This window comes from Bacillus sp. ILBB4 (genome assembly GCF_035064545.1).
Taxonomy (GTDB): Bacteria; Bacillota; Bacilli; order Bacillales; family Bacillaceae_H; genus Priestia.
Genome location: NZ_JAIQVD010000003.1, coordinates 13,212 through 38,181, shown reverse-complemented (window position 1 = coordinate 38,181; position 24,970 = coordinate 13,212). Strand labels below are relative to the sequence as shown.

The 24,970-nt window shown below is 36.8% G+C and carries 28 protein-coding genes and 2 pseudogenes; 7 read left to right on the top strand and 23 right to left on the bottom strand.

What is annotated here, in order from left to right:
* Positions 1 to 4 precede the first annotated feature (4 nt).
* Positions 5 to 631 (top strand): arylformamidase, encoded by a 627-nt coding sequence (gene kynB, locus LAV82_RS12010; RefSeq protein WP_013058271.1) that lies wholly within the window; start codon positions 5 to 7, stop codon positions 629 to 631.
* A gap of 107 nt (positions 632 to 738) precedes the next feature.
* On the opposite strand, the gene LAV82_RS12005 is transcribed toward kynB, so the two are convergent.
* From LAV82_RS12005 to LAV82_RS11950, 12 genes are all read right to left on the bottom strand, one after another.
* Positions 739 to 942 (bottom strand): 4-oxalocrotonate tautomerase, encoded by a 204-nt coding sequence (locus LAV82_RS12005; protein WP_013058272.1) that lies wholly within the window; start codon positions 940 to 942, stop codon positions 739 to 741.
* 78 nt (positions 943 to 1,020) lie between these two features.
* Complete coding sequence (locus LAV82_RS12000) at positions 1,021 to 1,809, bottom strand: 2-keto-4-pentenoate hydratase (RefSeq protein WP_013058273.1); 789 nt, start codon at positions 1,807 to 1,809, stop codon at positions 1,021 to 1,023.
* Between the two features lie 2 nt (positions 1,810 to 1,811).
* A complete protein-coding gene (gene dmpG / locus LAV82_RS11995; RefSeq protein WP_013058274.1) occupies positions 1,812 to 2,837 on the bottom strand; it encodes a 4-hydroxy-2-oxovalerate aldolase in 1,026 nt (341 codons plus the stop codon).
* Positions 2,827 to 3,744 carry an acetaldehyde dehydrogenase (acetylating) gene (locus tag LAV82_RS11990; protein WP_013058275.1) on the bottom strand — a complete coding sequence of 306 codons (918 nt, stop codon included), beginning with the start codon at positions 3,742 to 3,744 and terminating at the stop codon, positions 2,827 to 2,829. Before LAV82_RS11990 ends, dmpG begins: the two co-directional genes overlap by 11 nt.
* Positions 3,745 to 3,767: 23 nt before the next feature.
* The gene (locus LAV82_RS11985; protein WP_013058276.1) at positions 3,768 to 4,547 is read right to left on the bottom strand and encodes a 2-keto-4-pentenoate hydratase; all 780 of its coding nucleotides are present in this window, start codon (positions 4,545 to 4,547) and stop codon (positions 3,768 to 3,770) included.
* A 24-nt stretch (positions 4,548 to 4,571) separates the two neighbouring features.
* Positions 4,572 to 6,041, bottom strand: coding sequence for an aldehyde dehydrogenase (locus LAV82_RS11980; RefSeq protein ID WP_097812746.1), 1,470 nt, complete (start codon positions 6,039 to 6,041; stop codon positions 4,572 to 4,574).
* Positions 6,038 to 6,511, bottom strand: a complete 474-nt coding sequence (locus tag LAV82_RS11975; RefSeq protein ID WP_499716154.1) for a RidA family protein — start codon at positions 6,509 to 6,511, stop codon at positions 6,038 to 6,040. Before LAV82_RS11975 ends, LAV82_RS11980 begins: the two co-directional genes overlap by 4 nt.
* Positions 6,483 to 7,526 (bottom strand): amidohydrolase family protein, encoded by a 1,044-nt coding sequence (locus LAV82_RS11970; protein ID WP_098449964.1) that lies wholly within the window; start codon positions 7,524 to 7,526, stop codon positions 6,483 to 6,485. Before LAV82_RS11970 ends, LAV82_RS11975 begins: the two co-directional genes overlap by 29 nt.
* Positions 7,511 to 8,059 carry a 3-hydroxyanthranilate 3,4-dioxygenase gene (locus LAV82_RS11965; RefSeq protein ID WP_013058280.1) on the bottom strand — a complete coding sequence of 183 codons (549 nt, stop codon included), beginning with the start codon at positions 8,057 to 8,059 and terminating at the stop codon, positions 7,511 to 7,513. The genes LAV82_RS11970 and LAV82_RS11965 overlap by 16 nt, the downstream gene beginning before the upstream one ends.
* Positions 8,060 to 8,148: 89 nt before the next feature.
* Positions 8,149 to 8,706: an NADPH-dependent FMN reductase gene (locus LAV82_RS11960; RefSeq protein ID WP_075421902.1), complete on the bottom strand. Its 558-nt coding sequence runs from the start codon at positions 8,704 to 8,706 to the stop codon at positions 8,149 to 8,151.
* Between the two features lie 55 nt (positions 8,707 to 8,761).
* Positions 8,762 to 9,307 (bottom strand): FAD synthetase, encoded by a 546-nt coding sequence (locus LAV82_RS11955; RefSeq protein ID WP_499716151.1) that lies wholly within the window; start codon positions 9,305 to 9,307, stop codon positions 8,762 to 8,764.
* Positions 9,308 to 9,394: 87 nt separating this feature from the next.
* Positions 9,395 to 10,873 carry a 4-hydroxyphenylacetate 3-hydroxylase family protein gene (locus tag LAV82_RS11950; RefSeq protein ID WP_499716149.1) on the bottom strand — a complete coding sequence of 493 codons (1,479 nt, stop codon included), beginning with the start codon at positions 10,871 to 10,873 and terminating at the stop codon, positions 9,395 to 9,397.
* A gap of 375 nt (positions 10,874 to 11,248) precedes the next feature.
* On the opposite strand from LAV82_RS11950, the gene LAV82_RS11945 reads away from it, so the two are divergent.
* The gene (locus LAV82_RS11945) at positions 11,249 to 11,881 is read left to right on the top strand and encodes a Crp/Fnr family transcriptional regulator (protein WP_499716148.1); all 633 of its coding nucleotides are present in this window, start codon (positions 11,249 to 11,251) and stop codon (positions 11,879 to 11,881) included.
* Positions 11,882 to 11,974: 93 nt separating this feature from the next.
* On the top strand, positions 11,975 to 12,634 hold the full coding sequence (locus tag LAV82_RS11940) for a Crp/Fnr family transcriptional regulator (RefSeq protein ID WP_499716147.1): 660 nt from the start codon (positions 11,975 to 11,977) through the stop codon (positions 12,632 to 12,634).
* Between the two features lie 265 nt (positions 12,635 to 12,899).
* On the opposite strand, the gene LAV82_RS11935 is transcribed toward LAV82_RS11940, so the two are convergent.
* On the bottom strand, positions 12,900 to 13,289 hold the full coding sequence (locus tag LAV82_RS11935; RefSeq protein WP_061859386.1) for a carboxymuconolactone decarboxylase family protein: 390 nt from the start codon (positions 13,287 to 13,289) through the stop codon (positions 12,900 to 12,902).
* A gap of 108 nt (positions 13,290 to 13,397) precedes the next feature.
* Here LAV82_RS11935 and LAV82_RS11930 point away from each other — a divergent pair.
* Positions 13,398 to 13,781: pseudogene (locus tag LAV82_RS11930) on the top strand (MerR family transcriptional regulator).
* A gap of 368 nt (positions 13,782 to 14,149) precedes the next feature.
* Here LAV82_RS11930 and LAV82_RS11925 read toward each other — a convergent pair.
* Together LAV82_RS11925 and LAV82_RS11920 are read right to left on the bottom strand one after the other, a co-directional pair.
* Complete coding sequence (locus LAV82_RS11925) at positions 14,150 to 14,998, bottom strand: sialate O-acetylesterase (protein WP_211077648.1); 849 nt, start codon at positions 14,996 to 14,998, stop codon at positions 14,150 to 14,152.
* 238 nt (positions 14,999 to 15,236) lie between these two features.
* Positions 15,237 to 15,464 carry a hypothetical protein gene (locus tag LAV82_RS11920; protein WP_013058290.1) on the bottom strand — a complete coding sequence of 76 codons (228 nt, stop codon included), beginning with the start codon at positions 15,462 to 15,464 and terminating at the stop codon, positions 15,237 to 15,239.
* 511 nt (positions 15,465 to 15,975) lie between these two features.
* Here LAV82_RS11920 and LAV82_RS11915 point away from each other — a divergent pair.
* Positions 15,976 to 16,164, top strand: coding sequence for a hypothetical protein (locus LAV82_RS11915; protein ID WP_013058291.1), 189 nt, complete (start codon positions 15,976 to 15,978; stop codon positions 16,162 to 16,164).
* A 265-nt stretch (positions 16,165 to 16,429) separates the two neighbouring features.
* On the opposite strand, the gene LAV82_RS11910 is transcribed toward LAV82_RS11915, so the two are convergent.
* From LAV82_RS11910 to LAV82_RS11890, 5 genes are all read right to left on the bottom strand, one after another.
* On the bottom strand, positions 16,430 to 16,915 hold the full coding sequence (locus LAV82_RS11910) for a tetratricopeptide repeat protein (RefSeq protein ID WP_499716146.1): 486 nt from the start codon (positions 16,913 to 16,915) through the stop codon (positions 16,430 to 16,432).
* Positions 16,916 to 17,038: 123 nt separating this feature from the next.
* A complete protein-coding gene (locus LAV82_RS11905; RefSeq protein WP_035439088.1) occupies positions 17,039 to 17,332 on the bottom strand; it encodes an RNA polymerase alpha subunit C-terminal domain-containing protein in 294 nt (97 codons plus the stop codon).
* Positions 17,333 to 17,495: 163 nt separating this feature from the next.
* A complete protein-coding gene (locus tag LAV82_RS11900) occupies positions 17,496 to 18,203 on the bottom strand; it encodes a DNA alkylation repair protein (protein WP_499716145.1) in 708 nt (235 codons plus the stop codon).
* Between the two features lie 40 nt (positions 18,204 to 18,243).
* Positions 18,244 to 18,615 carry an iron chaperone gene (locus tag LAV82_RS11895; RefSeq protein WP_211077644.1) on the bottom strand — a complete coding sequence of 124 codons (372 nt, stop codon included), beginning with the start codon at positions 18,613 to 18,615 and terminating at the stop codon, positions 18,244 to 18,246.
* A gap of 142 nt (positions 18,616 to 18,757) precedes the next feature.
* Positions 18,758 to 19,351: a YdeI/OmpD-associated family protein gene (locus LAV82_RS11890; RefSeq protein WP_499716144.1), complete on the bottom strand. Its 594-nt coding sequence runs from the start codon at positions 19,349 to 19,351 to the stop codon at positions 18,758 to 18,760.
* 462 nt (positions 19,352 to 19,813) lie between these two features.
* On the opposite strand from LAV82_RS11890, the gene LAV82_RS11885 reads away from it, so the two are divergent.
* Positions 19,814 to 20,722 carry a DMT family transporter gene (locus LAV82_RS11885; protein WP_057273720.1) on the top strand — a complete coding sequence of 303 codons (909 nt, stop codon included), beginning with the start codon at positions 19,814 to 19,816 and terminating at the stop codon, positions 20,720 to 20,722.
* A 253-nt stretch (positions 20,723 to 20,975) separates the two neighbouring features.
* Here the strand turns inward: LAV82_RS11885 and LAV82_RS11880 are convergent, their stop codons facing one another.
* The 3 genes and pseudogenes from LAV82_RS11880 to LAV82_RS11870 all read right to left on the bottom strand — a co-directional run bounded on the left by LAV82_RS11880 (position 20,976) and on the right by LAV82_RS11870 (position 23,390).
* A complete protein-coding gene (locus tag LAV82_RS11880) occupies positions 20,976 to 21,767 on the bottom strand; it encodes an amidohydrolase family protein (RefSeq protein ID WP_499716143.1) in 792 nt (263 codons plus the stop codon).
* Positions 21,757 to 22,164 carry a carboxymuconolactone decarboxylase family protein gene (locus LAV82_RS11875; RefSeq protein ID WP_211077640.1) on the bottom strand — a complete coding sequence of 136 codons (408 nt, stop codon included), beginning with the start codon at positions 22,162 to 22,164 and terminating at the stop codon, positions 21,757 to 21,759. The genes LAV82_RS11880 and LAV82_RS11875 overlap by 11 nt, the downstream gene beginning before the upstream one ends.
* Positions 22,164 to 23,390: pseudogene (locus tag LAV82_RS11870) on the bottom strand (MFS transporter). Before LAV82_RS11870 ends, LAV82_RS11875 begins: the two are co-directional and overlap by 1 nt.
* Before the next feature lie 104 nt (positions 23,391 to 23,494).
* On the opposite strand from LAV82_RS11870, the gene LAV82_RS11865 reads away from it, so the two are divergent.
* Positions 23,495 to 24,328 (top strand): helix-turn-helix transcriptional regulator, encoded by an 834-nt coding sequence (locus LAV82_RS11865; protein WP_211077638.1) that lies wholly within the window; start codon positions 23,495 to 23,497, stop codon positions 24,326 to 24,328.
* The last annotated feature ends 642 nt before the right edge of the window (positions 24,329 to 24,970 follow it).

The following is a 24,970-nucleotide window of genomic DNA, read 5'->3' as shown; positions in this document are numbered from 1 at the left end:
AAGAATGAGCAAATGGATTGATATTTCACAGCCTCTAGACGAAAAAACAGCAGGATGGCCTGGTGATACTCCCTTTTCTTATGAAGTGAATTGGAGTAAAGAAGAGACCGGTTCTGTAAATGTTGGAAAAATAACAATGAGTATCCATACCGGCACTCATATCGATGCACCTTTTCATTTCGATGATAACGGAAAAAAGGTTATAGATTTGGACTTAGATTTATATATTGGACGTACAAAAGTTGTCCATATCCCAGCTAATAAAAGCATTGGAATAAATGAATTGTCAGATGTTACTTTAAAAGGTATTACACGCTTATTGATTCGAACAGACGCGTGGCAAGACCGAAGTGTTTTCCCGGAAACCATTCCTTACATTGAACCAAGCTTAGCTCCTTACCTTGCTAAGCTTGGCATTCGCCTGCTAGGCATTGATCTGCCTTCAGTAGATCCACTCGATAGTAAAGAACTAGCGGCTCACCATGAACTTGCATACCATAAAATTCATATTTTAGAAGGTGTTTTACTAGATAAAATCCCTTCAGGAGACTATGAACTAATCGCAGCTCCTCTTCCTTTAGTTGAAGCTGATGGAAGTCCTGTGCGCGCGCTGCTGAAAAAAATCAACTAACTTAAAGCGACTATTAAAAGAACGATTCTTTTTCCTTAGATAGTTTGCGATGTATACAAAAAAGAGCGGTATATAAATATACCGCTCTTTTATTATAGCTAATCAACTTATTTCTTCTTATTCATATCTATTTCTTTCCTTGATACTCCTGCAATTCCCCAGTGCGAAGATGGAACCTCGTTGACAATGATCCTTACTCTCTCCTTTTCAACGTGAAGGCTGTTAGAAATTGCTTCGGTTACTTCTACTAACATGTTTTTAATGTCTTTTTCTTCTCTTCCTTCCAAAAGGTGAACTTGTACAATCGGCATACTATCGACTTCCCTTAAAGTTTTCTATACAACAAAGGGCCTTTATGTTCAGATGAAATAATTATTAAAAAATTCTAGTTAGCTGCAGCTGAATGATACGCTGCCTAAATCAGCGAACTGTGCATGGATACTATCACCTGATCTAAAAGAAATTGCTTCAGATACCGCTCCAGTTAATACAATATCCCCTTTTTTCAATCCCTCTTTATGTTCACCTAGTTTATTAACCGCCCAGGCGACAGCTTTAGCAGGGTGTCCTAGCACGGCAGCACCCGCGCCTACCGTAGCAACCTCTCCGTTTTTAGACATCACCATTCCGATATTAGCTAGATTCACTTGGTCAGGCTTTATCCAATTGCTCCCTACAATAAAACGTGAAGACGAACAGTTATCAGCTACTACATCAGGAAGAGTAAATTTAAAATCCAAGTAACGGCTGTCGATAATTTCAAGAGCTGGTGCAACATATTTTACTGCTTTTAAAACATCTTCTTCAGTTAAGTTGGTTCCACAGAGGTCTTCCCCCATTAAAAAAGCAATTTCAGGCTCAGCTTTTGGGTGAATCAGCTGATTAAATACTATAGGTTCCCATTCAAGTCCCAACATGTCGCTTGTTAAGTATCCATAAATCGCTTCATGTACCCCCATCATTTCCTGCTTAGCCTTACTTGTTAAACCAAGCTTTACACCTACTCGTTTTACACCGTCTTGTACTTTTCGTTCAATCAATTGTTTTTGCAAGCTGTAAGCGTCATCAATTGTCAAATCAGGGTAGCGTTCCGTCACTTTTGTTACTTCATACCCTTCTCTTTCTGCAGATAAAAGATAGTCAACGATTTCTAAATTTGCGCTTTTCGTTAAAGGCATTATCACATTTCCACCTTTCTTTGAGCTAACTCAGCAGCCACGTCTAGAATCATATCTTCTTGACCGCCGACTGCTTTTCTTTTACCAAGTTCAAGTAAAATATCACGTGAATCCAAATTAAAACGCTTTGCAGCACGCTCTGCATGAAGTAAGAAACTAGAATACACGCCTGCATAACCCATTGCGAGGCTGCCTTTTCGAATCTCTTGAGAGCCTGGCAGGATAGGTCCTACTACTTCTTCAGCCAGATCCATTATTTTATATAAATCAATACCTACATCTATTCCTAAACGGTTTAACACGGCTATCAATGCTTCAGTTTGAGTGTTACCTGCTCCGGCTCCTAAACAACGAACACTTCCGTCTATTCTCGTGGCGCCTTCTTCAATAGCAGCAAGCGTATTTGCAACAGCTAACGAAAGGTTGTTATGAGCGTGAAAACCTACTTCAACTTGAAGAGAGTTACGCAGTGCTCTAACACGTTCACGAACTTCATGAGGCAAAAGAGCTCCTGCTGAATCAGTTATGTAAACTCCTTGTGCCCCATAGCTTTCCATTAGCTTTGCTTGCTCCACAAGCTTTTCTACGGGTGCTGAATGGGCCATCATCAGAAAACCGAAAGTTTCCATCCCTAGTTTCCGAGCATATTCAATGTGCTGTGCAGAAACATCTGCTTCCGTCACATGTGTAGCTACTCGGACTAAGCCTGCCCCAAGGCTATTTGCTTGCTTCAGCTCATGTACCGTTCCAATTCCCGGAATTAAAAGAACAGCAACGGTGGCTTGTTTCGCTTCTTCTACCGCAGCCTCAATTAATTTCATTTCGTCAACGAGAGACTTTCCGTATTGCAGAGTCGAGCCTCCTAACCCGTCTCCATGACTAACCTCGATATAGTGCATCCCTGCATCGTCCAGCGCTTTCGTGACACTTTTTACTTGGGCTTCTGTAAACTGATGTTTGACTACGTGACTTCCATCTCGGAGGCTGACCTCTGTAATCTTAATAGGCTGATCACTGTTACGTTTCATTCGTTATAGCCCTCTCTTTCTTTATTCCTCCATATAAGCTCTCTTCGATTTTATAGCGGGCATAATCTTCCGCAACCTTCGCTGCAGCAGCCGTCATAATATCTAAGTTACCGGCATAAGAAGGAAAATAATCTCCAGCTCCAGTTACCTCTAAAAAGACTGTTACTTGATCACTATCAAATAATGGTTCTTGCTTTAAATTATAGCCTGGTACATATTCTTGTACTTTTTTGACCATATCCTTGATAGCCTTTTGAATAGCTTCTTTATTCACATTTTTCACTTTACAATAAATTGTATCGCGCATTAAGATAGGTGGATCAGCCGGATTTAAGAGAATAATAGCTTTTCCGCAGTCTGCACCTCCTACCTTTTCAATAGCTTTTCTTGTGGTAACAGTAAACTCATCAATATTTGCTCGTGTTCCTGGTCCAGCGCTTAGGCTAGAAATAGTAGCCACAATTTCTCCATATGTTACATCTGCAACTTGGTTGATTGCATAAATGATAGGAATCGTTGCTTGACCGCCGCATGTAATCATGTTTACATTTTCTGATTCAAGATTTTCTCCAAGGTTAACAGGAGGACACACAAAAGGTCCTTTGGCAGCAGGAGTTAAGTCGATAACCATTTTTCCTAAGTCTTTTAAAATCTTTGAATGTCTAACGTGAGCCTTAGCCGATGTAGCATCAAACACAATTTCTGCCAGATCTGGATTTTCAGCAAGGGCTTTTATTCCATTGCTGTATGTTTGATATCCTGCTTCTCTCGCTCTTTTTAGACCATCTGAATCCGGATCAATTCCAAGAACAGCTGTTAACTCGATAAATTCGCTGCGCTGAAGCTTATACATCAAATCGGTCCCAATATTTCCTGAGCCAATAATTGCGGCTTTTACTTTTTCCACTACTCTTCACCTTCTTTCCGGTATTATTCAAAACGTACGGATACTGAACCAAGAGAACCGAATTCTGCTTTTACTACATCCCCGCTCGCAACTGGTACTGCTGAAGATAGAGCCCCTGGTAAGATTAATTCGCCGGCTTTTAAACAAATATCGAAATCAGATAGCTTATTTGCCAGCCATGCAACCGCATGTGCCGGATGTCCAAGGGCAGCTGCTCCAGCTCCTGTTGCGACGAGCTCTTTGTTTTTATAGAGAAGCATACTAGTCGTACGTAAATCGGCTTGTTCAATTGTGGAATATTTATTCCCTACCACTACTTTGGCAGAAGAGCCATTGTCTGCAACCGTATCCACTAATTTGATTTTCCAATCGGCAATACGGCTATCGATTACTTCGATGGTCGGCACGACGTATTTCGTTGCCATTAAGACATCTAAATAGGTAACGTTTGGCCCTTTTAAATCTTCTTCTAGAATAAATCCAATTTCCGCTTCAATTTTTGGAGCCACCATTGAATGAATGTTGATTATTTCATTATCCGTTACTTTCATATCATCAAATAAGTGTCCATAATCAGGCTCACTAACTCCTAACATATCTTGCATTGCTTTACTGGTTAGACCAACTTTTTTACCAATAATTTTTTTTCCTTCTTCCAGCTTTCTTTTTACAATCTCTAATTGAATATGGTAAGAATCAGCTACTGATAAAGCAGCATGTCGTTCTGTAATAGGAGAAATTGGCTGATTCGTCTTTTCTGCTTCTAAAAGTTCTTCTGCAAGCTCACTAATAAGTGTACGCATCCGTTAATCACCTCTTTTATAGAGTTAAAGTTTCATCGTAATTGTTTTGGCTTCGGTATAAAATTCAAAGCTGTGCCGACCGCCTTCACGACCAATTCCACTTGCTTTTGCTCCACCAAATGGCGTTCTTAAATCACGAATATACCAGCAGTTGATCCAAAGTAATCCAGCAGTAACTCCAGAAGCAACGCGTTGTGCTCTTCGTAAATCATTTGTCCAGACAACCCCTGCTAATCCATAAATAGAATCATTGGCAATTTGAATTGCTTCCTCTTCTGTTTTAAACGGAATGACAACAAGTACAGGACCAAAAATTTCTTCTTGAGCTACACGCATTTTGTTATCTACATCGTAAAGAACAGTCGGCTCATAAAAATTTCCTGTTTCTAAACCTTCTACTCTTTTTCCTCCGCATGCCAGCTTAGCTCCTTCCGCCAAACCAATTCGAACATATTCATCGACCGTTTCTAAGTGACTTTGTGATACAAGTGCTCCCATGTTTGTCTCTTCACTCAGAGGATCGCCTACTTTAATCTTTCTTACCTCCGCTGTGAACTTTTCAAGAAACTGCTTATAAATGCTTTCTTGTACAAGTAAACGAGAACCTGCTAAGCATATCTCTCCTTGATTTCGATAGATTGCTTCGATAGATCCTTTTACTGCTTCATCCAAATCCGCGTCTTCAAATACAATATTGGCTGATTTGCCTCCAAGCTCCAGCGAAACAGGAATCAGGTTTTCCGCTGCATTTCGCATGACCGTTTTTCCTGTATTACTTTCTCCTACAAACGAAATACGACGAACGGATGGGTGAGTGGACATAGTAGCCCCTACCGTATTCCCTGGCCCCGTAATAATATTCAACACACCAGGAGGTAATCCAGCCTCGTTAGCAATTTCTCCAAGCATCACTGCACTTAATGGTGTATAAGAAGCAGGCTTAATAACCACTGTATTACCGGATGCCAAAGCAGCGGAAGCTTTCCATGTCATCTGCATAAACGGTAGATTCCAAGGGATAATGAGGCTTGTAACTCCCGCTGGTGAATACTTGGCATAGGACATTACATTATGCTTTTCGTAATGCTCATGCACCATATATTTAGCCATCTCAGCAAAAAAGCGGAAGTTTTGAGCTGCTCGTGGAATATCAAACTCTCGACTTTCTTTAATAGGTTTGCCTACATCTAGCGTTTCTAAATAAGCTAGTTCATCTACTTTCTCCATAATTAAGTCAGCCATTTTACAAAGGATGGCAGAGCGCTCTTCAACAGGCATCTTGCTCCAAATACCGCTTTCAAATGCACGTTGAGCTGCGTCGATAGCGCGCTTTGCATCTTCTGTGCCGCCATTAGCTACAGAAGCTAATTTCTCATTCGTTGCTGGATTAAAGGTATCAAAGGTTTGACCGGATAGGGCATCTACGTATTCTCCATTAATAAAAAGCTTTGCGTCTTTTACCGTCATTTTTTCAATAACTGCCTCTTTACTCATCGGATATCCTCCTCATCCTCAATCTCTAAAATCATTTCAATTTCTACAGCTGTGTTATTGGGGAGCTGGGCCATCCCTACAGCTGAACGGCCGTGTTTCCCTTTATCCCCAAATACTTTTACGAGTAAGTCTGAAGCGCCATCCATTACTTTAGGCTGGTCCGTAAAGTCCTCTGTACTATTTACAAAACCAAGAATTTTAACGACACGCTTCACTTTGCTTAACCCGTCTAACTCATAACTTACCGCACTCAATACATTCAGCATGGATTGCTGAGCGGCCTTATATCCATCTTCAATTGTTAAATCCTTGCCTAACTTGCCGTGATATTGATCTACACCTTGGCCAGCAGTAAACAATAAATTACCTGTTCGTACACAGCTGACGTAGTTTCCTACTGAAGGACGAACCTTTGACAGCGTTAAGCCAAGTTCTTGTAATCTATTCTCTGGTGTTTGTACTGTTGGCATAAATGTCACTCCTTTTTTCTTGCCCAATGTTTAGAAACTTCGCGGCATTTCCACCTAGCATATCTAACCTTTGTTGTTCCGTTATATCCAGCGTTTCATCCAGAACTTTTCCGGGAACAACTTCACGCAGTAAAAATGGATAATCCGATCCCATAAAGATTTTTTCATGTCCAAAACGTTCAATCATGTACTTTATGTTCAGTGGATCGTAGTTTAACGAATCAAAATAAAATTGCTTTGCATAGTAACTAGGAGGATGTGTTGTCAGCCTGAGGTGCGGCCATACTTCCCACCCTTTATCTAATCTAGGAAGAATATAAGGGAAAGATCCTCCTCCATGTGCAAAACAGACTTTTAATGTAGGAAATTTCTCCATAATGCCGCTCCATAGAAGAGTTGCAGCCGCTAGTGCTGTTTCACTTGGCATTCCTACCGTATACATAAAGTTATGGTTTGGCATTCGATCGCGGCCTAACGTTTCCCACGGGTGAATAAAAATGGGCACTTCCCACCTTTCAGCCATTTGAAAAAACTCAATGAAAGACGGATGGTCTAAATTTTGACCATTGACGTTTGTCCCAATTTCAATTCCATGCAGTTTTAATTCATTCATGCACCGTTCCATTTCTTTAACAGCCGTAGGTCCGTCTTGCATAGGAACCGTCCCTAACCCAACAAAGCGGTCAGGGTACTTAGCAACTGTTTCTGCAATAAAATCATTTTGGATTTTAGCCATTTCTAATGCATGTTCGGGCTGAGCCCAATAAGAGAACGTAACAGGGATAGGAGATAACACTTGAATATCTACTCCTTCTTTATCCATGTCAGCTATACGTTTTTCAGGGCTCCATACTTGGTCCGTTACGTCTCTGAAATTTTTCCCTCCAACCATAATTGATGCGCCGCATGTGCATGTGCGTTCTAGCACAGGCCAGCGCTCACCGCCATATTTTTGAGCAAAATCAGGGAAACTTTCCGGAATGATATGTGTATGAAAATCTATTCGCATTTCCATTCACTCGCTTCCGGTGCCATGACATGATTACACTTTTTACATGTGCGTAATTCTAAGCTGCTGTTGAACTCCTGAATGGCTTCTTTTACTTGAACTTCAATATTGGTTAGCTGAACTTTCACACGATGCATCTCCGCATCACATTCATCACAGAACCATACAAAGTCTTCTAACTCCCCTTCACTTCTGTTTCGCTCGATAACGATACCGATTGTGTCTGCTACACGATGTGGAGAATGCGGAACGTTTGGAGGAAGTAAATACACTTCTCCTTCTTTCACCGTTACAACTTCACGCTTGCCTTCTTCATTAATGATTTCAACATAGCAATCACCTTTTAATTGATAAAAGATCTCTTCAGAAGGATCTACGTGGAAGTCACGGCGTTTATTGGGTCCTCCCAAAACCATAAACATCAATTCTGAGTCTTTCCATACCACTTTATTGTTTACAGGTGGTTTTAACTGGTCTTTATGCTCTTCGATAAACTTCCAAAGATTTAATGGTTTAGATGATTGAATAGTATTTGTCATTGAGATAATCTCCTTTTAATAAATTTTAATTTTCAAAAAATAAAAGTTATTTTGACTACACTTGAAAATATTAAAATCTTAAAATGTGATTAATTCAGGATTTCCAGCTCGCTTACTTTTAGTTTTTTCTGCATGTAGACGACTTCATTTGCTAAATTCTTAATGCGACCTAACACTTCCGGATCGGCTACTTCATTCTTTTGATTAAAGTGAGTCGTATGAGCGTATACATAACTCGGTGCCACAAAAGCACGAAAGTAACCCGCAATAGGCTTTAACTGATTTTCAATGACTAGATAATGCTGATAAGTCCCGCCTGTGGCGATGAACCCTATTACTTTATTTCGAAAAACCTGGGGATGTATTAAATCAAATACATTCTTAAGAGCACCGGTGATTGACCCTTGGAAGATAGGTGAACCAATTATATAAAAATCAGCGCTAGAAATAATTTCAATGACTTTTTTAGTATCTTCTGAATAAGCAGAGGGATCGCGGCCATCACAAAATTGGATAGTGTAATCTCGTAAATCTAAAAATTCAATTTCGATGTCTGGATGCTGCAATTTAGCTTCTTCAAGCACTTGTTGAACAACAGCACCTGTTTTAGAACCTATAATCGTGCCTGATATGCCTAGTAATTTCATTTTCACTTTCCTCCTTCTAAAGAAGTCTCATACTTATCTTCAAACACTCATTTTTTTATACATATTCCTTTTGTAAAGACCAGCCTAATAAATCATTTGATTGGTCAATTGCACCTTGCTGGAGTAACTGACGAATTCTAGTAGAAGAGATTCTTGTTCCTTCTGAACAACAGACAGGCGGGATGATATCTACTAGGAAGTGCTTTGCCAGCAGCTTGATATCTCCTTCTCTATTTCGGCCGAAACGAAAATCGTTGCCTACTATGATCTCCAATGGATTAAGCTTTTTTAAGTTGCTGATAAAATCAATTGATGGGCGCTTAGCGTATAACTCATCAAAATGGATAATAACTGCGTAGTCTACTCCTAACTCAGCTATCAGATGTACCTTTTGGTCAATAGGCGTTAACACTTGATCACTTTGAAAATGAAAGCGAGGAGGAGGATCAAATGTATAAACAACGCTAGGTACCTTTAACGCTTTGCTTCGATTTACAGCTCGCTTAATTACTGCTTGATGTCCTTGATGCACGCCATCAAATGCACCTATAGCTATTACTGATGCTGGTAAAGTTAGTATTCCATCCTCATACCTTTGCATCTTTACACCTCCCTTATTAAGAACGTAATCAACCTAGGCTCTGTATCTATTAACAAAGTTTATTTTTATATAAAAGGATTATGGGTATCAGCTGTTTGTTACTTCTTTCTTTTTAGCTTCTGTATTTAATGCAGCATCCACCATCGCAAATGAATGGCTGCGCTTATAACTATTGTAGAAAATAGCTCTTTTACGGATTGGATCTCCTGTATAGTATCGCTCGTATTGTAGTAACCTTTGGCCAAATGCTTCTCCACATAGATCCCACGCTAATTTAAATAAGTGAACACGGTCTATAGCAGGTACTCCTTCTCGGCCTCCATAATAACGATTTAAATCCTCTCTTAATTCAAGATTTTCAAAATCCGCTCCTGTAGGAGACATAAGCAAACCGCCTGCACCAATTGTTTGCATAACTTCAATAGCACGAGGGTACATTTTAGGAAGCAATCCACGAATTGTTTCTAAAGCCGTTTCATTTGGAAGAGCTTCTCCTTTTTCATTAATCGTATACTCATACTCTGATGTCCGAAGCAAAGCTCTAATAGATTCTACTGACTGTACCAATTCCCCTAAGCTCTCTTGAACGTTTAGATATCCGTCTACACCGATTGCATCCGCTACTTTACAAGCTACTTCCGTTGCAAATTGGAGTTTAACTAATCCTCTTACGCCAGATTGATGTGCCGGTTGCTGGGCGATTCCTGTTTTAGGATAAAGAAGATTTGCAGCTTCAATATTGTTATATAAAAACACTCGGTTCCAAGGAATCAGCACATCATTAAAAATCAATACCGCATCCATCTCTTCAAATCGAGAGGCTAGTGGATGATCAAACACTGATCTTGTTCCGTCTTGCATAGCTTCCCGGCAAAGAATTCGAAGTCCCGGTGTATCGATTGGCAGCGCAAAAGCAAGTGCATAACGTTCATCTCCAGGTTTAAATCCTGGGAACGAATAAACAATAACTTCATCGGTAATAGGTGAAAGTGTAGCTAGCATTTTAGCTCCTTTTACAACAAGTCCATCTGGTGTTTCTTTTACAGCACCTAAATGAGTGAAGAGATCTTGTTGTTCATGTGAGGCTTTGCTTCGGTCGTTCTGCGGGTTGATAATAGCATGAGTTAAAAACAAGTCATTATCACGAATATAACGGTAATAATCTCTTATATTTTTGCCCCACTGTTCATTGTAATGATCTAGAAAACTAGCATTATGAAATAAAGAAGTGACTACAACATTTAAGAAATCCGGTGTTCTTCCCATCAGTCCAAAGGTAGCTTTTGCAAATGCTTCAAACACTTCTCGGCGAGCTACTAAATCTTCGTAACTTTTAGGAATTAAGAAGGCATTTGATATTCTCTCTCCTGTTTCTTCGCAAATATGAGTGATTTTCTCTTGGTAAGCCGGGTCATGCTGCATATCGTACAACTTCGCAATTTCTAAAATAGGCTGTTGAAACACCTTTTCTTCAAATACATTTGTAATTTTTCTGCCCCCTAACCAAATTTCTGGCTGGCGTGATTTTAATGCATCAATATATTGAGCACCTGTACGGATCCCCATATTTGTTCATCCCCTTAAGGTTTAATAGTAATTAATTGAATTATAGTATTTGATTTTTTTCAGGGGTGTAGTCTCGTTAACATTTTTTTGGAGTTTTTTATTTTTGGAATAGACGGAGTAGCTCAAATAAGAAATTTATATTATTGCATTTACGCATTTTTCGCTTTAAGATATTGTAGAAAGCGTAACGTTTTTATAAAAATATTGGCTTATTAAAAAAGAGAAGAAATAAAGCGCATATTGTTGTAAGCGCTTACTTATTTTTGTTTTTATAGCAAAGCAAATAAAATGCCCTACCCTATAGTGTGTTACTTGATCTTACAATTGTCTTTTCAATTTTTTAGGCGTATCTTATATTTTGGTTAAGGAGTGAGTATGATGGCTATTCTCTTCAATCACGAAAATAATTTCAAAAACTACTTAATGTACGGAAAAAGGCAATATATGAAACAAAAAAATGTGGTATATGAACAAGGAGACATAGGAGAAGGATTTTATTACTTGGACAGTGGATTAATTAAAGTCCATACCTCTACCCCATTAGGAAAAGAACGCGTGTTAAACATTGTATTGCCAGGTCAATTATTGGGAGTTCAAGCAATGGACCAACAAGCTCATTTCACTACTGCTACTACAGTAAAAGATTCCGTACTATATTATTTTAGTTATGACGATTTCAAAACACTTATAACTCTCCACCCGCCCATACTAAGCCTTATTACAAAGAGTATTATTCAAAAAATGCATATCCTAGCTGAACAAATTAATTTACATACATTAACTACCGAACAGCAAATCGCCGCTGTGCTCTTAAACATCTATCATGACTTTAAAAACTATGAAATTCCTTTAACACAAAAGGACTTAGCAACGTGTACCGGTTTAACAAGGATTACGGTTTATAAAACGTTAAAAAAATGGAAAGAAAAAAAACTAATAGATAGTAAAAATAAAAGATTTTTAATTAAGAACCCGGATCTGTTAAAAAATTATCTCTTTCATTCATAAACGCTTTGGTCACATTATTAAAGTAAAGAATAATGCTTCATGTATGAAATGTTTCTATACGTTTAAAATATACTTTTATAGAAAGGTGATTGAATGGTAAACCTTCGATACATATGGCGTCCCTTTTTAAAGTATGGACAGATGATAAAATTAGAAGAAAACACCACGATTTATTATCAAGGAGAAGTTGGTAAAGGATTTTATTATTTAGATAAAGGCAGTGTAAAGATTACTCTCTTAACTGAGAAAGGAGTAGAACGTACGGTTAACTATGTACCTGAAGGCATGTTATTAGGGGAAAACGGTATTAATAAAGAGCCTTATTTAACAACTGCTGTAACCACAACTCCATCCGTTTTATATTATTTTACTAATGAAGCAATGTTAAAAATATACGAGGAGGAACCGAAAGCAGTCATTCTCTTTACAAATTCTCTTCTCTATAAGTTTAGACTGCTAGCAGAAATTATTACGTTTCTTAATCTCCCCGTTGAACAACAGATGGCTCATTATTTATTAAAGCTCGTAAAAGAAAATGAGGAATTTCCCTTTAATCAAACATCCTTTGCCCGCTACGTTGGGACTTCCCGCATTACTGTAAATAAAATCATGCAAAAATGGAGTAAAGAAAAATGGATTGAGCTGTCTAATCAAAATATCTATATTAAAAACATCAGTAAACTTAAAGAAATAAGAGATCAAAACAGCAAAAATATAGGAGATTTAGATATGCTAATGCTGCCATTAATGTGATTATAAATACACTTGTGATGTTGCTTCGCACATAGAAGGTATGGAGGAAAATACAGGGAATGTGAAAATATAATTTAATAAAAAAGAAGTTACCTTTAGGTAGCTTCTTTCACTAAAAAAGGAGTCTATTTATTCTAAGGTTAACCTCATATCACAAATCGTGTTTTTCGGAGTACTACTACGATTTATTGTGGTTTATCCTAATCAAGACGTACCTCTGTTTAAAAGTTCAATTAAAATCGACTTGCCTTATATACATATGCCTTTATTTCAAAGTTACGGTTAATTCTCTTTCTGTAAAAACTTGTTTAGCAATAAAAATAGCATTTAACACTCTAGGAAAGCCAGTGTATGGAATACAGTGAGTAATGGCTTCTACTATTTCATGTGGTGTGAGACCTACATTAAGCGCAGCGTTGATATGAACATTTAATTGTGGTTCACACCCTCCTTGTGTCGTGAGCGAGCTTATCGTAACCAGTTGTTTTTGCTGCAGGTTAAGTCCTTCTCTTGTATAAATATCTCCAAAGGCAAATTCAATGACATATTTCCCAAGGTCTGGAGCAATGTCTTTTAATGATTCAATTACTCGTTTTCCACCCTCTCCATCTACCTCCATTAACGTTTTCCAACCATTTTCGTAACGTTCATTCATCAACTGAATCTCTCCTTACAACTGAGTTATTTTATTTACAAGTTAGATATTACGCTTTAGAGCGCGCTCTAAAGCAAGCATTTTATTTCTCATGTTATAATAATTAATATGGAAAATTTATTCAGTATTCAACAAATAGCAAGTATGACCGGTCTTTCTACACATACTTTGCGTTATTACGAAAAAATTGGATTAATAAAAAATGTGCAAAGAGCCCAAACCGGATATCGGCAATATACAGATTTTGATCTAGCTTGGATTCAGTTTTTAATTCGTTTACGTGTTACAGGAATGCCTATGCTTAAAATGAAGCAGTTTTCTGATTTGCGATAGAAAGGAGATTCTACTATTACGGCAAGAAAGGAATTGTTAGAGAAACATTATAATGATGTCTTAGGCAAGATAGAGGAACTAGAGTTAAATTCGCATAGAATTGAAGAAAAGATTGCGCACTATAAAAAATTAGAGACAGTGGAAAACCAACAATCTTAATAACTATAAAAAAGACCTTGAAACACACCTTTCAAGGTCTTTCTTATAGCACCTAATATAACATTAAACAAAAAACGCTGAATTTATATATGTAGCAGATTTGAAATATTCCCACCTAACACTCTGTCTGCAACTTCTTCACTAGTTGCATTTGAAAAATTTGCGTGTCTTGAATACGGGCTTTTTGGAATTCCTGTTTAAAGGATTCTCTTTTTTTTAGTTTTAATAATTAACAAATCTATACTAACTCCACTCATTCATAATTGCCAAAAGTTCATATCCATATGAATCGGGTTTTTCTTTTAACAAACCTAAGATTAAAAGTGGAATCAATTGATCTCTCCTCATAAAATGGGATTAATTCTGCTTTACTTACTTTCATTAATAGTAGAGATATTAATAGAAAACTCTTCAAAACTTAATTGTCCCAAGGCAAACTTCATGCTTTCAACAAATATACGTTCATTTTTAGTTAGTTCACGCTTTGCTTCCTTTTCAATCCATTCATGCTCAACGTATAAAACATCTAAAACATGCTTTTGTTTTGAAAAAGCCTCATAGTATCTTAATCCAAACTTTCTTTGGGAGACGGCATCAATATGAATGCCATCTGGATTTGCTGTTAAGCCTTTTGATGTTACAAAATAACAATTTTTTTCAGTATGGGCAACTTTAGATAATATCTGGTTTATTTGTTTATATTCTACAGCGCTTTTTCCAAATCCGACGTCTCCAAGGTAATGTCCCAACTCACCGATAATAATCGGGATATCTGGTGCATTCAATTCTTCTCTCAAATGTTTAAATAATGAAAGCAATTTATCTTCATACGTCTTATAACGTTCTCCGTAACTGTCGCTTTCTCCTTGATGCCACAGAATTCCCACTAAATCACTTGTTTCCATTGCGAATTTTGCTTCAGAAATCGCGTGTCTGGTTAATAGTCCGTCAATTGTCCACTCATCAATTGAGCTTCCTCCCTCGGCACATGGTATGACCCCAATGGACTCGCCCTGATGATCCTCTGTCCAAGCTTGAGCAAAAGAGGCTGCCGGCCCAACACCAGATATGTGACGATCAAAATTAAGTGGTTCTGCCATCGTTTGCCATCTACCGTTTCGTAACATATGTATATGCTCATTATAAATCGGCGGTACATCCTCAATAAATCCTCTGCCTGCCATATTTGATTGTCCAATTAACAATACAGATTTCATAGAAACGCCTTCTTTCTTTGTTTACAATAGTCTAATTAGACTAAGTAGGTTTATCACTATAGTTTAATTAGACTATTTATGATTTAGGTCTTGATAAGATTTTATCTGGAGATTCAGCGTATTCATACACTTTAGTAAGATTTATTTCTTACTGTTCTTTCTCTTCCATGTGGATCACTTTTTTCTAATTTGCTCGTGGTTATACTTATATAGAATTAGTTACACTTTGATATATAGCTTAATTGATGGCTTCAAGGGCTTGTTTCAAATAATCCATTTCAGAGGTTATATCATCTATCTTTTGGTTTAGCTGACTTACTTTATCAAGAGTATTCCGTGCGTCTAATAAATTAATTTCTAACATCAAACGGCTTGCTTCACTCTCAAGTTCCAATCTCTTTGCAAATAATATCTCGTGCTTTTTTATAATTTCAGATTTTAAATTCTTACTATTGGTTTCTTTCATACTTCTACCTCACTAACTTATAATAACGGTATTTTATTGAGATGTAAATTTCCCTATATAATTTAATAATTACCTACAGGGAAGTTTATGACATAGTTAAAATTTCCTTTTTTACTTAAAGGAAAACCACATTTATTTCGCATTTACATAAGCTAAATAATAGAAACTAATTAAAATAAATTCCATTATTCACTTTCCTTGGATGGCGTTCATAAGTTCTTGATGTTGACATTCAGATACATACTGAGCGCTCAAAAGCTTCTCTAACTGTTAAAAACAAATGCAACATTCCAAAATGAGGGAAAATTTAAATCATTTTGTTTTTTTGCAGGAAAAGAAAGCGAAGTATATAAAGATAACAGTATGCATCAAAAAGCGTTGAGAACATTTTATTATCATTTTCTATAAGCACGAGAGCAATAATTTGAGAAAAGAGCTTATATAAGTCCGTGTCTTAAGTATGCCTATTATATAGAATGGGTTACTTAGTAAATAAGGGAAGGTGATTTATATGTTAGGGGAAGAAGATTTAAAAGTAAATTGTATATCAGCTGCTATAGGTTTACTAATCCAACATAATATCATCACTCACCAGGAACTGGACAAACTAACTAAAACGAATTATCACGTTTTTTATCATTTTCTAATGGATAAGCTAATTGAACAAGAGTTTAATAAGGAGAGAGTGGTTCAAACATAAGTGCTTCAACAAAGAAAGAAGCACACGATCCAAAGCAAAGATCTCCTATTTCAAATGTAATTCATATAGGGCTCCTTACATATTAGACATATATAATATGTAAGGACTCTCTTATTCAACAAACGCCCCCTATAGTTTAAATGTATTTCTTCACAATCTATAATTTTAAAAAGTCATTTTATCGCAGGAAGCCTGCCAGTATTGTTACAAAAAAAGTCCTCTCCTCGTTTCAGGAAAAGAACTTATATTCAGTGAATTTTATAAGCTACTTCCAAGTCTGATCCAGTTTATCTGAATAGAAATTTAAGGCTCTTTTATAACTTAGTATTTCATTGTCATTTGTCGTATTTATTAAGCACTTCAGTAACAGTTCCATCGCTTGACTATGTTCTTTTAAATTGTATAAGGTCATGGAATAAAACACTTTAATTACATGATTATCTGGGAATAATTCCATACCTTTCAAAAATGTCTCTTTTGACTTTTCATATTCCCCCAAGGCTCTATATGTGCTGCCCAATCCCAATACTGCACCTTCCATATCCTTAGAAGGTAATCCTATCTTTATGGCATTTTCGTAAAAGGGCACCGCCTTTTCTTCTTTTCCTAATATGTCAAAGCTCCAAGCACATTGATAGTTATATAAAGCATCGTCTGGAAATTCCTTAACTAATTCACTTAGCAATTCGTTAGATTCTTTGTAATTTCCATTCTTTCGTAACGCTAACGCTTTACCTAGTTTGTTATTCATTACTTAAATCTCCAATCCTTCTTTTTCCCACTATTTATCTCTTAACATCCTTCCATATCCGGAAATTCAGCGTATTCGTACACTTTATCCAGATCTAATTCTTGCTTTAACTATCCTTAATGTTTAATTTTTAAAGGCTAACCCATTGGCCTGCAAAGCTGTTCTAAGTTTAGGTAAAGAAGCCGGCCCCATACCGTGAAATTGTAATATTTCTTTTTCACTAAATTTTGATAACTGCTGCAAAGAAGTTATCCCATTGTTTTCTAATGCTCGTCTTGCTGGTGCTGATAGCATTAAAAGAAATCCATTGTCAGGTTTGCTTTCTTGCTCACAGGTTGGGCAGGTCGGACAGTTACTGCTTTTATAATATTTGTGTCCTTTATGACAGATTCTTAGATTTTCCTTTTGGATGTTCATCTTTAATCTCTCCTTTTCCCAAGATTTTTTTTAGCTTTTATCCCCTGCCACTTCTTCAACGGATGGTTTATGAAGGAACAAAACATCCTACGTATAGTAAACTAATTATTATTAAATGCTTGTTAGTCTCGTTTCCGATAGTGTAGCTCCATTACACATCATGCTAACACCTTACATGTTTGCGTTTGAAACCAAGCCGTCCTCTATCTATATCCTTTTGAATGTTTTCGGAGGCAAGAAGAATACTACTTTTTTTCTTATCCTTCTTAACTTCGACTGGACCTACTGCCTTTGCAGTTTCAAGCGCCTTCTCATGAAGTGGCAAATATGAAATACCGACTGTATAGATAAAATTATTCATAGCCGATTTCGTTCGATCTGGAGAATCGTGAATCGTGTTTTCCACTTGATTAAGCATATCTGCAATCTTGCTTGTGCTAAATTCATCGTCAGGACGATTACCCAAAAGCCAGCAGTAACAACTCCAACCTGCCGACATTTTAAGTTCTTCATCGCTTGCCACCCATCTATCAGCAACAACTTGCGCAAAATCGGTTTCTGACAAAGTTACTGAAACTACATAATCGGACAGCATGTAAAAATACGCTTTATCAATCCAACGCTCAAAATCCTCCGCAGTCATCTCTGTTGGGTCTGCAATGATACCAGCAAAATACATAGCATCGTAATTGCCAGAAGCGTAAAGCTGCTCAGCCAAAGCCTGATTTTTCTTGATTTCCTTTGCAACCGGCTTCATTTTTCCTGTTGCCACTCCAAAAAGCGGATCGCGTGCACCATTGTTTATGTAAGTCTTTTTAATTCGTTCCGTACCAAGCGCTTCAAGTTCTTTCATAACCATTTCAAAGTCCACCGTTCTGTATCCTCCTTCTTCTCCGTTCATAATCTGCTTTTTATTTCCGCCAAAAAGTTGCACAGTCTTTCTTATCTAAAATATTAAACTCGATTATGTTTTTAAGTAATTCATAGTTTACTGGCTCAGTCCATAAAATTCGAAACAGGCCTTTGGTAGCGCTGTATCCAGCCTGAGCAATGTCATGATTAAAGTGCGCAATGCCTGTTTCTTCAGGTGAAACGCTCAAATGATGTTTCGCTGAGGCAAAGCCGACGATGAATGTTCCATGATCGGTAAACATTGGCGTATTCCATTTAATTTGTGATTCCAAATTTGGGAAAGTATTAGCAATCCAAGCCAAAACCTCCTCTGTTCGGTCACGGTGGTCAGGGCTATCTATACGCGCTAAATATTCTGCAAAAACTTCCATAGAATCTTCTCCTCAAATAAAAATTTTTTTAATCTACTCTACTTTTATACAAATGGAATATCAGTCAGTTCACTTAGCTCTACTTCATTTTTAACTCAAATACATTAACAATTTATCTTAGCCATGTTTTAAATAAAATGTACTAATCATTTAATCCTTTTCCAGTAAGAATGTTCGGAATGCATTTTTCAATCCTTGATTCCCGAGTCTTAGATTGTTTGGCCCCAGAAAAATAAAGAATATATGCTCTTTGCCGTCCTGGAGTCAATGTAGTAAAAGCATTTTTTAAAGCAGGTATTTCATCAAATTTGTGCTGTAGCTCTTCAGGAATAATGAGTTCTTCAGGCTTTTTAGCTTTGACTTTTAATCCGGCTTTTTCCACCTCAATGCCCTCATAAATATAAGCTTTTAAGATGGCTTCCTTTTCAACTATTTCTTGCACATTGGTAAACCGAATTTGTCGCGCCCCTTGTACATTCTCCGTTTGTTGGATTAGAATACCATGAGAATCTTGTAACAGAGAACCTTTAGGAAACAGCAGTGCACAATATTCTTTAAATCCATGCATTAAAACAACGTTTTTTTTCTCAAACGTGTAACAAGGGTTCATCCATTTAAAATCTTCGGTCAACTCACAGTCAAGAACAATCTTTCTCAACGTCTCATATTCTTCTTTCCACTTTTTAGCTTCACTTAAAAATTCATCAACCTTAGGATTCATTTTACTGTTTGTCATCAAGGAACACTCCTATTCAATTTTTTAATCTGTGGCTCTAGTAATCATACAGTCAACCTTCAATTCATTTAATGGTGTTACTATTCTTCAAATGTAGGAAATGCCCTTCTTCAACGTTTGCATTTAATATAGAAAAAACAAAGCAAGGACTGCCTGCATGTCGATACATATAATGAATCTATTTGGTAGCTACTCATAATCGATCGAAAGAATCTTTCAAAAAAGAACATTCGTTCTCTATATTATACAAGAACGAATGTTCCGTTTTCAATAAAAACTCTAAAGCTTTCCGAATTATTCCTATGAGTAACGTCGAATTTATTATTAAAAAAGAAATACTTTATATACCTAAAGAAAGATATTGAGATAATAAAAATTATGAGAAAATGTTCTACAAAGCAAAATTTCGGAATGAAATAATCAACAAAATTTGCCATAATAAGTGAAGTAAGGAGGTGTATTATGTTTCGATTGTATGGAGCCTTAATTGGGCTTAGTTTAATTTGGGGTTTATCTTTTGTATTTATGAAGTGGCTGCTTCCCTCAGCTGGAATATGGGGAATTGTATTTTTTCGTTGTCTAGCAGGTGCTATCATCTTGCTCCCGTTTCTATGGTGGAAGCGTAGAAAAGTTAAAGAGAAACTACCCTGGAAGGCATTGATTGTTGTTGGTATATTTAACTGTGGTTTGGCGTGGGGATTAATTTCCTTAAGCGAAACTGAGATAAACAGTACAACTGCCTCTATTCTGAATGCGACCACTCCGATCTGGACAGGTCTTATCGGATTTATTCTTTTTTCTTATCGACTTACCGGACGTCAGTGGATCGGTATTCTTATCGGTTTTTTCGGGATACTCGTCCTTATGAATTTTCAATTTGGTCAGATTTTCGGGAAAGGGTTTGTTGGGATTGGAACAATGCTTGTTGCTTGTATCTGCTATGGGCTTGCTGGGCAGTTAACAAAACGGTTTCTGTCTGAGGTGAGCGTACTAACTATAACAACTTTCACCTTACTAACAGGTGCTATCATCGGTTTAGTTGGGATGCTGATTACCGAACCATTCAAATTAGATTTGTTGATTCATCCACTTCCGATTCTTGCAATTGTGGGTCTCGGCTGTTTTGGCTCAGGATTGGGTCAGTTAATCTACTTTTATATCAATAAAAATGGTGGCCCTGAATTAGCAGCAACGGTTACTTACCTGATCCCTGCCTCGGCCATGGTATGGGGTTATTTACTACTGGGAGAGACAATTACTCCAAACGTAGTCATTGGACTACTTATTATCTTTACTGGCGTTTATCTTTCATCTAGGAAATCAAAAGGTAAAACTCCGCATGTCACTCTTGTTAGCAATAAACAAAATTAAGTAAGTAGATTTTATAATGTGAGTCTTTAAAGTTATCTACGAGAGAGGAATTAAGAAACTGAAGGACTACAAAATATGATATATTTCAAATGAAATTCATCATATGTAACAATAAAACGTAATTCTAGTTGTCCAATTTTGTTTAAAAGGCAGCCCTCTATTTGGCTGCCTTTTTTATTTCAAGGCAGAAAATAATTTTAAAATTCACTGCTAGTTATCCCATACAACACAACATCAAACAAAAACGCTGAATTTATATATGAAGCAGATTCGAGATATTCCCACCTACCACTCTGTCTGCAACTTCTTGACTAGATGTATGACGCTTAACAGCCTGTAAATTTAAATATGGATCTCCATATGGAAAATCTGAACTAAATAACGTTCTTTCAGGTATTTCTTTTATAGCCAAAGACAAGGCGTATGTTGTATAAAATGCAGATATATCTAAGTAAGCATTTTTAGTGTCTTTTATCATTTCTATCGTTTGTAGCCAATGAATTCCGCCCATATGCCCGTATATAACCGGCACATTTTCATATTTTTGAGTGAGAAGAAATAACTCCTGAATATCCTTTAAGTTCAAAGGATGAAAAGTATGTACCCAGATAGGCAAAGACGTATAGTCACTTGCTGCTTTAAATACAGGTTCTAACAATGGAATTTGACCTGGACCAAGAGTAAATTCTCCGAGACCTTTCATCTTTTGCCCTTTGACAAGTTTCTCTACCCAGTCGTTTAAGGTGACATCACCCGGAGAATAAGAAAGAGGAACTGAACCAAACCCTACAAACCTATTTGGATATTGCTTAAGCGCACCGCTTACTTCTTCTAGCGCATTTAAGCGTGCCTCTACGGGATTCACCTCGTTATTTAGAATTTGATTTAATCTATTCATTTCGGTTGTAAATTCTTTAACGTTGCTGCTTTTTTCTGGATGAACAAGAGTAGAAAACAATACGGTTTTATCTATTCCACTTTCATCCATCATTTTAATATGTTTCTCTATTGGTAAAACCACATGTGCATGACTATCAATAATCATTTTGTTTCTCCTTTTCATTTCTTTCGTAAAAGACTTCATTAGCAACTGTCAAAATTGTATTTAAAGCTACAGGAAATCCAGCATAAATGACCATTTGTAAAATTGCCTCTAAAATTTCTTCCTGTGTCCACCCAATATTCAAAGCCCCGTTTATATAAAATCTCAGCTGTTCCGTATTACCTAATGCAGTTAGGCCAGCCACTGCAGCAAGAAGCCGTGACTTTAAGTCTAACCCTGGTCTAGAGAAAACTTGTCCGTAATTAAACTCTACAGCTAGCATTCCTAAATCAGGGAGAGCTGACTGTTCAAAGCCTGCCATTATATCCTCGTAATTCTCTGGATCAATCTTAGCTAATATATCTAATCCTCGTTGAAAGTTATCTGTATGTGTTCCCATTACATATTACTTCCTTTCTTATTCATTAAATTTCCTATTGTTTTTTTAGGGATTTTCATGGGAATTAAAGAACAACAACTAATGGCTAACATCAGTATGGCTATGGCACAGACTCCATACCACTGCCATTTACTCCATGCAAGTAAACCCACATAAGATCCTAGGGACCCGCCTAAAAATGTGGAAACCATATATAATCCATTTAATCGACTTCTTTTCTCTTCTCCTAATTGGAAAATAGTAAACTGACAGGCAACTTGGTTTGCTTGAGTCCCTACCGTTATAAGGAGAGCTCCTAAAATTAATCCAGGTAACCAGTACCCTCCTCGTATAAGACCTATAAAAGCAAGTAAAGATATGGACATACACAAAAGACTTGCAAACTTTTCCCCTTTTGTATCAATTAAACGTCCGATAATCGGCGTAGCAAACGCTCCCGCTATTCCGACTAACCCTATTACCCCCACCATGTCACTTCCATACGAATAGGGATGTGTATGTAATAAAAAGACAAGCGTGGTCCAAAATGCGCTAAAAGAAGCAAACATCATCCTCTGACTTACACATGCTTTTTGCAGGGCTCTTTCTTTTATAAATAGCGGACCTAACGACATGAGCAAGTGTTTATAACTGGTGGCATTTCCTCCTTTACTTCTTGGAAAATAGACGTAAACTAGAAAAATCATAAAAAGTGTAGCCACAGCAGACGTCCAACACACCATTCACCATCCAAAATGAACATCAATAAAACCACTAACAAGCCGAGCGCCTAAAATACCACAAACTAATCCAATGACGACATTCCCTAAAACTTTTCCTCTATTATGATCTGAAGCGATATTCGCAGCCAATGGAACAATAATTTGAGGAACAACCGTTACGATTCCTAATGCTAAGCTTGTAACCATCATCCACGTTTTGTTAATAGATAAAGCGTTTAAAGCGAGAACGATACATATAGCGAATAATAAAAACAAAATCAATTTTTTTCGTTCGAAGATGTCTCCTAACGGTACTAAAAGGAGATTTCCTAGTGCATATCCAATTTGAGCTAAGGCAGCTATAATGCCTATGCTGGCTGCAGAAATGTGAAAAGTAGCGGACATGCTTACTAAAAGAGTTTGGTTCAAGTAGACGTTAGCCACTGTAAACCCGCAAACCGTAGCCATTAAAAGAACTAATCCTTTTGATATATCAGACGTCTTTTCGCTATCTTTTACTATCATCTGTTTCACCTCCCTTACCTAGATCATAAAATAAGGATTATAATGGTAATAGGAGTCTAGTTATACTAGTAGTAAAAGTACTACCTACAAAAAGGAGTAAAATCATGGTAAGCGATAAAGAAAGAAGAAAAGAACTAGGGGATTTTCTAAAGATAAGACGAGAACGATTGTCTCCAAAAGATTTTAATTTGCCTATTGGACCGAGGAGAAGAGCTAAAGGATTACGCAGAGAAGAAGTGTCTCAACTAGCAGGAGTCGGAATAACTTGGTATACGTGGCTAGAACAAGGACGAGATATACAAGTATCTTCTGAAGTATTAGAAGCCATATCTCGTATTTTTAAATTAAACAAAGAAGAAATGGAGCATTTATTTTTATTAGGCAATCAGCCGCTTCCATCTGCAACCGTACAGAATGAAAGAGAAAATATAGATCGCGTTGTAAAAAATCTATTAAGCCAATTAGGTCATTGCCCTGCCTATGTAACAGACGAAAAACTTAATATCGTAGACTGGAATAAAGCTGCTGTGATGGTATTTGGGGACTTTCATGAAATGGACGAACGAAATCGCAATGCAGTGTGGCGCTGCTTTACTTCCAAAGAATATCAAAACCTTTTTCAAAATTGGGAAGATCATGCTCAACGATTAATTGCTCAATTTCGTTTAGCTTACACACGTTTCGTAGGAGATGATTGGTTTAAAACTATGATCAGTGAGCTTAGCGACAAAAGCCCTCAGTTTTATGAATGGTGGTCTAATCATGAAGTTTTAGGAACGCCGTGTGGAAAAAAGACTATTATTCACCCTGTGGCAGGAAAAATGATTATGGATCATATTACGCTCCAAGTTTATGATGCACCCCAATTAAAAGTAACCGTTTATCAGACTCGTCAGGAGAATGGGACAGAAGAAAAGATGAAGCATTTACTGAGATAATAATATTAGTACTATATATATATATCATTAATGTTAATTACTAGAAGCCTATATAATTCTAATAAATACATAGGCTTCTTTGCGTTTTCCCTTCTAACTTATTTCATCAAAAACGTTCGTATAAGTATGTGTGTTTTAGAATACGTTCGTAATTGATTTACGAACTTAAATGAACGGTAAAAAGATAGTTTTATTATCTAAATGAAAAGTCCGTAAACGTATACTTTTACGTACTATGAATTTAATTTTGTTTCAAAACGCTAAAGGGATAAAATCAATTATCTTTCTTTTAACTTACTTTTCACCTGAAGCAAGTTTTTTTGTTTATCCTACTAAAAGACTTAAGAAAATCATATAGGTTATACCGTATCAACCTATTCTATCCCTCTTCCCTCTAATTTCTACGTAATATTGACTGACTGGAATAAAACAAGTAACAAGCTCGATTAAGTAACCATCTTAGAGTCATAATTTGTTCATTAAATGAAAGATCCACTATTTTTATGGAGAAAAACACCAAATTTATATATCTAATATGCAGAGAAATACGCTTTGAAGGAATTAACTTTAGTTTTACATACAACGAATCATTCAATACAAATTTCAACACTTTAAAAACTTTTTATTTTCTTTTTATCTGTC

What these genes read in the sequence shown, in the direction of transcription:
- kynB (WP_013058271.1), top strand. Translation starts at nt 5, where the DNA reads ATGAGCAAATGGATTGATATTTCACAGCCTCTAGACGAAAAAACAGCA.
- LAV82_RS12005 (WP_013058272.1), bottom strand. Translation starts at nt 942, where the DNA reads ATGCCGATTGTACAAGTTCACCTTTTGGAAGGAAGAGAAGAAAAAGAC.
- LAV82_RS12000 (WP_013058273.1), bottom strand. Translation starts at nt 1,809, where the DNA reads ATGCCTTTAACGAAAAGCGCAAATTTAGAAATCGTTGACTATCTTTTA.
- dmpG (WP_013058274.1), bottom strand. Translation starts at nt 2,837, where the DNA reads ATGAAACGTAACAGTGATCAGCCTATTAAGATTACAGAGGTCAGCCTC.
- LAV82_RS11985 (WP_013058276.1), bottom strand. Translation starts at nt 4,547, where the DNA reads ATGCGTACACTTATTAGTGAGCTTGCAGAAGAACTTTTAGAAGCAGAA.
- LAV82_RS11980 (WP_097812746.1), bottom strand. Translation starts at nt 6,041, where the DNA reads ATGAGTAAAGAGGCAGTTATTGAAAAAATGACGGTAAAAGACGCAAAG.
- LAV82_RS11975 (WP_499716154.1), bottom strand. Translation starts at nt 6,511, where the DNA reads ATGCCAACAGTACAAACACCAGAGAATAGATTACAAGAACTTGGCTTA.
- LAV82_RS11970 (WP_098449964.1), bottom strand. Translation starts at nt 7,526, where the DNA reads ATGGAAATGCGAATAGATTTTCATACACATATCATTCCGGAAAGTTTC.
- LAV82_RS11965 (WP_013058280.1), bottom strand. Translation starts at nt 8,059, where the DNA reads ATGACAAATACTATTCAATCATCTAAACCATTAAATCTTTGGAAGTTT.
- LAV82_RS11960 (WP_075421902.1), bottom strand. Translation starts at nt 8,706, where the DNA reads ATGAAATTACTAGGCATATCAGGCACGATTATAGGTTCTAAAACAGGT.
- LAV82_RS11955 (WP_499716151.1), bottom strand. Translation starts at nt 9,307, where the DNA reads ATGCAAAGGTATGAGGATGGAATACTAACTTTACCAGCATCAGTAATA.
- LAV82_RS11950 (WP_499716149.1), bottom strand. Translation starts at nt 10,873, where the DNA reads ATGGGGATCCGTACAGGTGCTCAATATATTGATGCATTAAAATCACGC.
- LAV82_RS11945 (WP_499716148.1), top strand. Translation starts at nt 11,249, where the DNA reads ATGATGGCTATTCTCTTCAATCACGAAAATAATTTCAAAAACTACTTA.
- LAV82_RS11940 (WP_499716147.1), top strand. Translation starts at nt 11,975, where the DNA reads ATGGTAAACCTTCGATACATATGGCGTCCCTTTTTAAAGTATGGACAG.
- LAV82_RS11935 (WP_061859386.1), bottom strand. Translation starts at nt 13,289, where the DNA reads ATGAATGAACGTTACGAAAATGGTTGGAAAACGTTAATGGAGGTAGAT.
- LAV82_RS11925 (WP_211077648.1), bottom strand. Translation starts at nt 14,998, where the DNA reads ATGAAATCTGTATTGTTAATTGGACAATCAAATATGGCAGGCAGAGGA.
- LAV82_RS11920 (WP_013058290.1), bottom strand. Translation starts at nt 15,464, where the DNA reads ATGAAAGAAACCAATAGTAAGAATTTAAAATCTGAAATTATAAAAAAG.
- LAV82_RS11915 (WP_013058291.1), top strand. Translation starts at nt 15,976, where the DNA reads ATGTTAGGGGAAGAAGATTTAAAAGTAAATTGTATATCAGCTGCTATA.
- LAV82_RS11910 (WP_499716146.1), bottom strand. Translation starts at nt 16,915, where the DNA reads ATGAATAACAAACTAGGTAAAGCGTTAGCGTTACGAAAGAATGGAAAT.
- LAV82_RS11905 (WP_035439088.1), bottom strand. Translation starts at nt 17,332, where the DNA reads ATGAACATCCAAAAGGAAAATCTAAGAATCTGTCATAAAGGACACAAA.
- LAV82_RS11895 (WP_211077644.1), bottom strand. Translation starts at nt 18,615, where the DNA reads ATGGAAGTTTTTGCAGAATATTTAGCGCGTATAGATAGCCCTGACCAC.
- LAV82_RS11890 (WP_499716144.1), bottom strand. Translation starts at nt 19,351, where the DNA reads ATGACAAACAGTAAAATGAATCCTAAGGTTGATGAATTTTTAAGTGAA.
- LAV82_RS11885 (WP_057273720.1), top strand. Translation starts at nt 19,814, where the DNA reads ATGTTTCGATTGTATGGAGCCTTAATTGGGCTTAGTTTAATTTGGGGT.
- LAV82_RS11880 (WP_499716143.1), bottom strand. Translation starts at nt 21,767, where the DNA reads ATGATTATTGATAGTCATGCACATGTGGTTTTACCAATAGAGAAACAT.
- LAV82_RS11875 (WP_211077640.1), bottom strand. Translation starts at nt 22,164, where the DNA reads ATGGGAACACATACAGATAACTTTCAACGAGGATTAGATATATTAGCT.
- LAV82_RS11865 (WP_211077638.1), top strand. Translation starts at nt 23,495, where the DNA reads ATGGTAAGCGATAAAGAAAGAAGAAAAGAACTAGGGGATTTTCTAAAG.